We start from the raw sequence: 6,419 nt of genomic DNA on the forward strand, positions 1-6,419 counted from the left end.
CACGGTCCAGGTGGACCCGCGGGGCGCGCTTCTCGCCCGGCACGCGTGATCGTGCCCTTCAATCAGCCGTCTGATCCAAAGCGATCCAAGTTAGGGCTCGCAGTCGAAAGAGTGTGGGCAAACCTGAAAAAACCCTCTTGAAGCTCTAGTCGCTAGAGAGAGTAAACGTTGCCAAAAAGCTCGCGGACAAATGGGTATCGAGGCATGAAACACATGGCCGCTGCAACGCTCAGGGCGCAATTGAACCGATTCCGGCCGCAGCTGGGGGATCTTGTTACGAGCATTGTGGTTGCGGTTTACCTGCTGCTGTTCCTTAATGTCACCTTCTGGTCCAAGGCGGGGCTTTACCTGAAAAATGATCCTTCGGCCTATGCGGCGCTTTGGGTCGCCATCTTCGCGCTTTTTGCAATTGGCACAGTAGCAGTTTCAATAAAGTACATCATCAAACCGGTTCTCATACTCTACATTGCCGTGGCGACGGCGGCGGCGTGGTTTACGGATACCTACGGTGTATTTGTGGACACGGATATGGTGCGCAACGCTTTTGAAACGACCAAGGCGGAAACCCAAGATCTGCTCACTCCAGGGCTCATTAAGCATTTTGCACTCTATTTCTTCCTGCCGACCGCATTTCTGACCTGGATACGCATCGTCCATCAGCCGTTCGGCCGTAAGATTCGTCAAAACGTGATAACGATCTTCGTCTGCCTTATAGTTTTCGTGAGTTTGGGTGCGGCATTCTACAAGCCGTACTCAGCAGTTGTTCGTACCAAAAGAGATCTGGTAAAAACGCTCAATCCAATCACGCCGCTTGTTAGCACGACAAAATATATCCTCGGCGCAAGCCAGGAGATCATCATATCGGTGAAGCCGGTGGGTGAGGATGCAAAAATTGATGCGCGAGCAGATGGTTCCACCAAGCCTCGCGTCGCTATCATCGTCGTGGGAGAGACGGCACGCGCCGCGAACTTCTCCCTAGACTCGTACGCGCGTGAGACCAATCCGGAGCTCGCACGGCAAGACGTCATCTACTTTTCGAATGTTTCAAGCTGCGGCACGGCCACTGACGTTTCCTTACCCTGCATGTTCTCCAATCTGAAGCGATCGGGTTACGACCATAAGACCGGATTGGAGAACGAGAACGTCCTCGATGTTCTCGTCCGAGCGGGCGTTGATGTGACCTGGATGGAAAACAATACCGGCAGCAAGGGTGTTGCCGACCGAGTTCGCAACGTGATCATTACAGGATCGTCCGATTCACGGTTCTGCAAGGACGGTGACTGCAAAGACGAGATATTCCTGGAGAAAATCGATGAATGGCTGAACGGGATTACGAAGGACAGCGTTCTGGTGTTGCATCAACTCGGCAATCACGGACCGGCTTACTACGAGCGTTATCCGGATGCGTTTCGAAAATTCATTCCTGACTGCCGGACGACGGAGCTTTCCCGATGCAAGGACGCGGAGATCGTCAACGCTTATGACAACGCCATTCTCTATACGGATTTCATCCTATCGAAGATCGTAGAACGTCTGAAGGCGCGGACAGTGACGCTATCCACCGGCTTCCTCTACGTTTCGGACCATGGCGAATCGCTCGGCGAGAATAATCTATACCTGCATGGCACGCCCTACTTCATGGCGCCAGACGAACAGACGCGTGTGCCGCTGATCGCATGGTTCGATCGGCAATTCGCCTCATCCATGGGGTTAAATCTCGATTGCCTGAAAAAATCTGCGACCATGCCGTTGTCGCACGATAATCTCTTCTCCAGCTTGCTTGGCATGATGAACGTCACGACCAAAGCCTACGAGCGTGATCTCGACATGTACGCCGCCTGTCGCAGGGCATTGGCGGCCCTCCCGGGCTCCTGATCCTAAAGACCAGACACGGAGTGCGGTCGCCCGGCCTCATGGGGCGTTCCCGCATACGGCTATCATTGGCTTAGCCGCGACATTTTGTCAAAGACACTAAAACCTTCTTGGCTAGTCTTGACCCTATAGCCGCTAGAGAAACTACGTTTGCAGACAGTCGTTGAAACCATGATTGCCTAGACGGCAAGACTTCAAGGATTATGGTCATGAGTTCTGGTAATGCCTCGGAAACTGGGCTTCTCTGCCCCTCCTGCCGCGTGAATCTTGTAATGAGCGAACGCCAGGGCATTGAAATCGACTACTGTCCGCAGTGCCGCGGCGTATGGCTGGATCGCGGTGAACTGGACAAGATAATTGACCGCAGTCTGGGTATCGGCCTTGCGACCCCCAAAGAGAGCGGTCAGTCCGCTCAGGTCCAGCAGATCTCCCATGGACATCGCTCCGACCACGGCCACTCCAGCCACGGGTATGAGCGTGGCGATCGCCACCGCTCATTTCTGGGGCGGCTGTTTGACTGAGTGCTGAAACAGATATATCACTCTACGGCGCGCCTCCCGAGAAGTACCTGGAGAGTGACGATGATGAGTATAGGCGATCTCTCACGTTTGAGCGGCATTAAAATCCAAAACGGTCCGCTCTTTTGAGCAAATGAGGCTTCGATCCCACGCGGAGCGTTCCGATAGTAACCATCGGCGCTATTCCAATGAAGAGAGCAACCGGCTCATGCTTATCCGACACGCTTGCAATCTTGGGGGCCGATAGCCGCCATCCGCGAAATTATCCAACTGAAGCATCATCCAAAGAATCCACGCAAGCAGGCTGACCGGATTGTCATGTAGCAATTGGCCGATCGATGTGCGGGAGAAGTTGCTCGCTTGAAGAAGCTGGAAGAGGAACTCGTCCGTATTACCTCCCGTAGCCAGGAATTAGGGCGGCGATTGCTACGTAATCATGGTAGTGGCCTCGAGATTAGACCGTTGACCCGTATTGGCAAAAATGTCGAAAAGTCGCGAGACTGGAGTCTTTTCACAGACACGAATGGTCACGCCCAAAGGCCGAGAAAAGGGCGGTCCTTGTTTTGGGGTGGCGCTTTCGTCCTCTTGATAGGATGGACGGGGCTCTCCTGGCTCGGATACCTTGCCGCAGACCCCCTCATCGCTTGGTTGAAGGCCACTGTGCTCGGCGCCATCGACGGTGGAGAGGGGGTTGCGGAAGCTGTAGGCGGAAAGGCCGCCGGAGACGCGGTTCAGGTTCTCAACAGCAGCGGCATCGCCGGGCAGATGTTGAACTTCGCAGGCATGATCGCCAAGCCTGCCATATTCGCGATCTGGTTCCTAGGCATTGTCGTGCTTACTTTGGCGCCCATTATAGCATCAGTTGCGATACGCTTTCTGTCAAACCGCCGTTAAGCAGGATGCCAACACTCGAAGCAAAATTACCGAACAAACAGCGCGACTTTGAAGATATTGATAGATGATGAGAAAAATTGTTTTTGCCGTTCTTTTCGCCTTAGTGGCCACTTCAGTAGTGTTCAGCTTGATCGGCGTTCTAACCGTCTGGAGTCCGATGGAGTGGTTCCAGCCGTCTGAACGTTGACTGCTGGTCTGGACGACGTTGGGGCGTGGGCAATCGGTCCACACCAGATTTCGCGAGCCGCCCCTATGTCTTCAATCCCGGCGAGACCGCCTATCCGCCGCCAAGGCCGGCATGGTGGGGATGACCCACGCGCTTGCGCTCGAAGCCGGCCCGCGCGGCGTCACCGTCAACGCCGTTGCTCCGGGCTGGGTCGAAACCGGCGCCTCCACGGACGAGGAGCGCCGCGCGGCCGAGGCGACGCCCTGCGGGCGCGCCGGAACGCCCGACGAGATCGCCGCCGCCGTCGGCTTCCTGGCATCGCCGAAGGCGAGCTACATCAACGGCGCCGTGCTGGTCGTGGACGGCGGTAATATCCTTCAGGAAAGAAAGGCGTAAGCGGGTGCCGCGGTCACCGCCGCGACATCTCGATTGTGCTCAGCCGCGAACATGTTCGGGGCGGAACCCGATCCCGATCAGCCGTCCCGTCAGATGCGGCAGGAGCCGGGAGCGTGCGATGAACCGCAGGAAGGCCGGCGGCCGCTTCGGCTGGGACGCGTCGGCCGCGGGACCGCGCTTGCGACGCATCATCAGCTGGACCTTCTGCGTCGCCTTCGTCGGGAATGCGCGACGCTTCTGAACCGCGGCAAGATGCCCGGAGGAGCACGACCCGTCCTTCAGCGGCCCGGCAAGGATGTTTGCGGCGGCGACGGCGTCCTGCACCGCGAGGTTGACCCCGACCCCGCCGATCGGCGACATCGCGTGGGCGGCATCGCCGATGCAGAGCAGGCCCGGCTTCCACCAGCGCCTGGCGCGGTCCATGCGAACCCGCAGCAGGTGAACGTCCGGCCAGCCGGCGATCTCCTCGAACCGTTCCAGGGGGAGGGGCGCAACAGCCGCCAGCCGCTTCCGCAGTTCCGAAAGCCCGTCGCCTTTCACGTCTTCGAAGCGTCCCTTGCCGATAACGAAGCCGATCTGCCAGTAGTCGCCGCGGTCGATCATGACGAGCCCTTGGGAGGGGCCGGCATGACCCATCGGCATCGCCGGATCGTCCGGCCGGCGGGAAACCCGCATCCACAGGACATCGACATTCGAGCCGAGGTCCTCGATCTCAAGGCCGGCCTCGCGCCGGACGATCGATTCCCGTCCATCGGCACCGACGGTCAACGACGCGCGGATCGTCTTCTCGTTCCCCCTCTCGATGATCCGGACACCCTGCACCGCACCGTCTTCTTCCACGAGGCCCACGACCTGGCAGCCCATGAGAAGGCGAAAGCCGGGATAGGCGGCGGCCTTGCGGGCAAGGAAGTCGAGAAAATCCCACTGCGGCATGAAGGCAATGAACTTACAGCAGGTCGGCAACCGGGAGAAATCGGCGATCTTCGCCGTCCGGCCGTCGATCTCGGCGTAGAGGGCAGGGGCTTGCTGATGCGGCAGGGCAAGGAATTCGTCGAGCAGCCCGAGTTCGGCCATGACCTCGAGGGTCGAGGGATGAATGGTGTCGCCACGGAAATCCCGGAGGAAATCGTCATGCTTTTCGATCACCGTCACGGGAACGCCGGCGCGTGCCAGAAGCAACCCCAGCATGAGGCCGGCAGGGCCGGCGCCGACAATGCAGCAACTCTGTTGGCACAACGGGTGTTTGCTCCTTTTCGACTCTGCTGCCGCCAACAAGACGATTCAACCCGGATCGGCTTCGACCTGACCGTGATGGTGCCTGACGAGTTCGTCACGGGAGCTGACGATCTTGGCGATCACCTCCAGTTTCGTGCCGTCGTCGAAGGTCAGCGTCAAGCGGTCGGCCTGGCGCCCCGTCATGTCGGAGACTGGATCCCCAAGAAGGAGCCGAATGCCATTTGGCTGCATTCTCAACTCGGCATGAGCGGGGATCGGAACGAAATCCTCGAAGCGGCGCTGCTGGGAAACATCATCGGCGGGTTGTGACGACAGCGTCGAAACCGATCGAAAGGTCTCGCTTGCGACAGACGACAGACGCATCTCGCCGTCCGTCCCGTTCCAGATCGTCAGGAACCCCTTGGTCTGACCGCTTGGTTGATCCACAACGAGGAGTTCGGCGTGCTCGACCAGCAAGGCGCGAGGCGGATTATCATGGAGAGACAAATCGTCCGAAGCGCCGGCGGCGAAAGCCGGCAGCGTGGTTGCAAACATTGTCGCAGCGCAGGCGATCATGCGCATGGCCCAGGTTCTCCGACTTTTGATCCGGATGTTGTCTTACCAGAATTCTCGCCGGAATAATGACGCACTGTCCTTCACAAATGCGGCATATGGACACCGGACCATCTACATGGATGATTGACGTTCGCCCGCTACCGCACCAGTTTCCAAGCAGTCGCGATAAAGCTGGTAACGAGGGCGCAAGATGATGAGCAGCGAGCCGGGGCATGCGCATTCCGATGGAGATCACGACCACCAACACGGAGCCGAGGTGACGCAATCGAACGAGCGCCGGATCAGGCTCGTGTTCATCCTGACCGCCGGTTATGCGCTGGTGCAGGCAATTGGTGGCTGGCTTGCAGGTTCTCTTGCGCTGATCGCGGACGCCGGACACATGGTCTCGGATTCGGCAGCCTTGCTGCTTGCGCTGGTGGCCTATCGTGTGGCGCGCTGGCCGATAGATGCGCAGCGGACCTACGGCTTTCACCGTGTCCGGGTCCTGGCTGCTCTCGCCAATGGCGCGACCCTGCTGCTGCTTGTCGCATGGATCGCCTGGGAAGCGGTGCAGCGCATCAACCAGCCCGCGGAGATCCTCGCCGGTCCGATGCTCGTTGTCGCGACCATCGGTCTCGTCGTGAACCTTATCGGCGCCTATGCGCTATGGTCCGGCGACAGCGGTGACAGCAACCTGCGTGGCGCGCTCCTTCACGTCGTCGGCGACCTTCTCGGATCGGTCGGCGCCATTGTGGCGGCCATCGGCATCATGCTCACCGGATGGAGTGTTCTTGACCCGCTTC

Annotated in this window: 7 protein-coding genes and 1 pseudogene; 6 read left to right on the top strand and 2 right to left on the bottom strand. The window is 58.7% G+C overall.

All coding sequences use genetic code 11. The features are described from left to right. Positions 1–204: 204 nt before the first annotated feature. From EXZ48_RS33845 to EXZ48_RS33865, 5 genes and pseudogenes are all read left to right on the top strand, one after another. Entirely contained in the window at positions 205–1,875 is a 1,671-nt protein-coding gene (locus tag EXZ48_RS33845) for a phosphoethanolamine transferase (protein WP_165909512.1), read from the top strand. Between the two features lie 200 nt (positions 1,876–2,075). After that, on the top strand, positions 2,076–2,393 hold the full coding sequence (locus tag EXZ48_RS33850) for a zf-TFIIB domain-containing protein (protein WP_081870558.1): 318 nt from the start codon (positions 2,076–2,078) through the stop codon (positions 2,391–2,393). A 109-nt stretch (positions 2,394–2,502) separates the two neighbouring features. Next, positions 2,503–2,637, top strand: a pseudogene (locus EXZ48_RS36040) (MerR family transcriptional regulator); the annotation flags it as partial. A gap of 113 nt (positions 2,638–2,750) precedes the next feature. Further along, positions 2,751–3,284 carry a hypothetical protein gene (locus tag EXZ48_RS33860; RefSeq protein ID WP_037406355.1) on the top strand — a complete coding sequence of 178 codons (534 nt, stop codon included), beginning with the start codon at positions 2,751–2,753 and terminating at the stop codon, positions 3,282–3,284. A gap of 205 nt (positions 3,285–3,489) precedes the next feature. Beyond that, entirely contained in the window at positions 3,490–3,846 is a 357-nt protein-coding gene (locus tag EXZ48_RS33865; RefSeq protein WP_256363700.1) for an SDR family NAD(P)-dependent oxidoreductase, read from the top strand. A gap of 39 nt (positions 3,847–3,885) precedes the next feature. Here EXZ48_RS33865 and EXZ48_RS33870 read toward each other — a convergent pair whose 3' ends face one another. Then, positions 3,886–5,082 (bottom strand): FAD-dependent oxidoreductase, encoded by a 1,197-nt coding sequence (locus EXZ48_RS33870; protein WP_023515149.1) that lies wholly within the window; start codon positions 5,080–5,082, stop codon positions 3,886–3,888. Between the two features lie 45 nt (positions 5,083–5,127). After that, positions 5,128–5,643, bottom strand: coding sequence for a copper chaperone PCu(A)C (locus EXZ48_RS33875; protein WP_023515150.1), 516 nt, complete (start codon positions 5,641–5,643; stop codon positions 5,128–5,130). Between the two features lie 184 nt (positions 5,644–5,827). On the opposite strand from EXZ48_RS33875, the gene EXZ48_RS33880 reads away from it, so the two are divergent. After that, a partial coding sequence (locus EXZ48_RS33880) for a cation diffusion facilitator family transporter (protein ID WP_245462436.1) occupies positions 5,828–6,419 on the top strand: 592 nt, incomplete at its 3' end.

The sequence above is a fragment of the Shinella sp. JR1-6 genome (genome assembly GCF_004284735.1).
GTDB lineage: Bacteria > Pseudomonadota > Alphaproteobacteria > Rhizobiales > Rhizobiaceae > Shinella.

Excerpts from the sequence above, each read along its gene's own strand:
- EXZ48_RS33845 (WP_165909512.1), top strand. The coding sequence starts at position 205 with ATGAAACACATGGCCGCTGCAACGCTCAGGGCGCAATTGAACCGATTC.
- EXZ48_RS33875 (WP_023515150.1), bottom strand. The coding sequence starts at position 5,643 with ATGCGCATGATCGCCTGCGCTGCGACAATGTTTGCAACCACGCTGCCG.
- EXZ48_RS33850 (WP_081870558.1), top strand. The coding sequence starts at position 2,076 with ATGGTCATGAGTTCTGGTAATGCCTCGGAAACTGGGCTTCTCTGCCCC.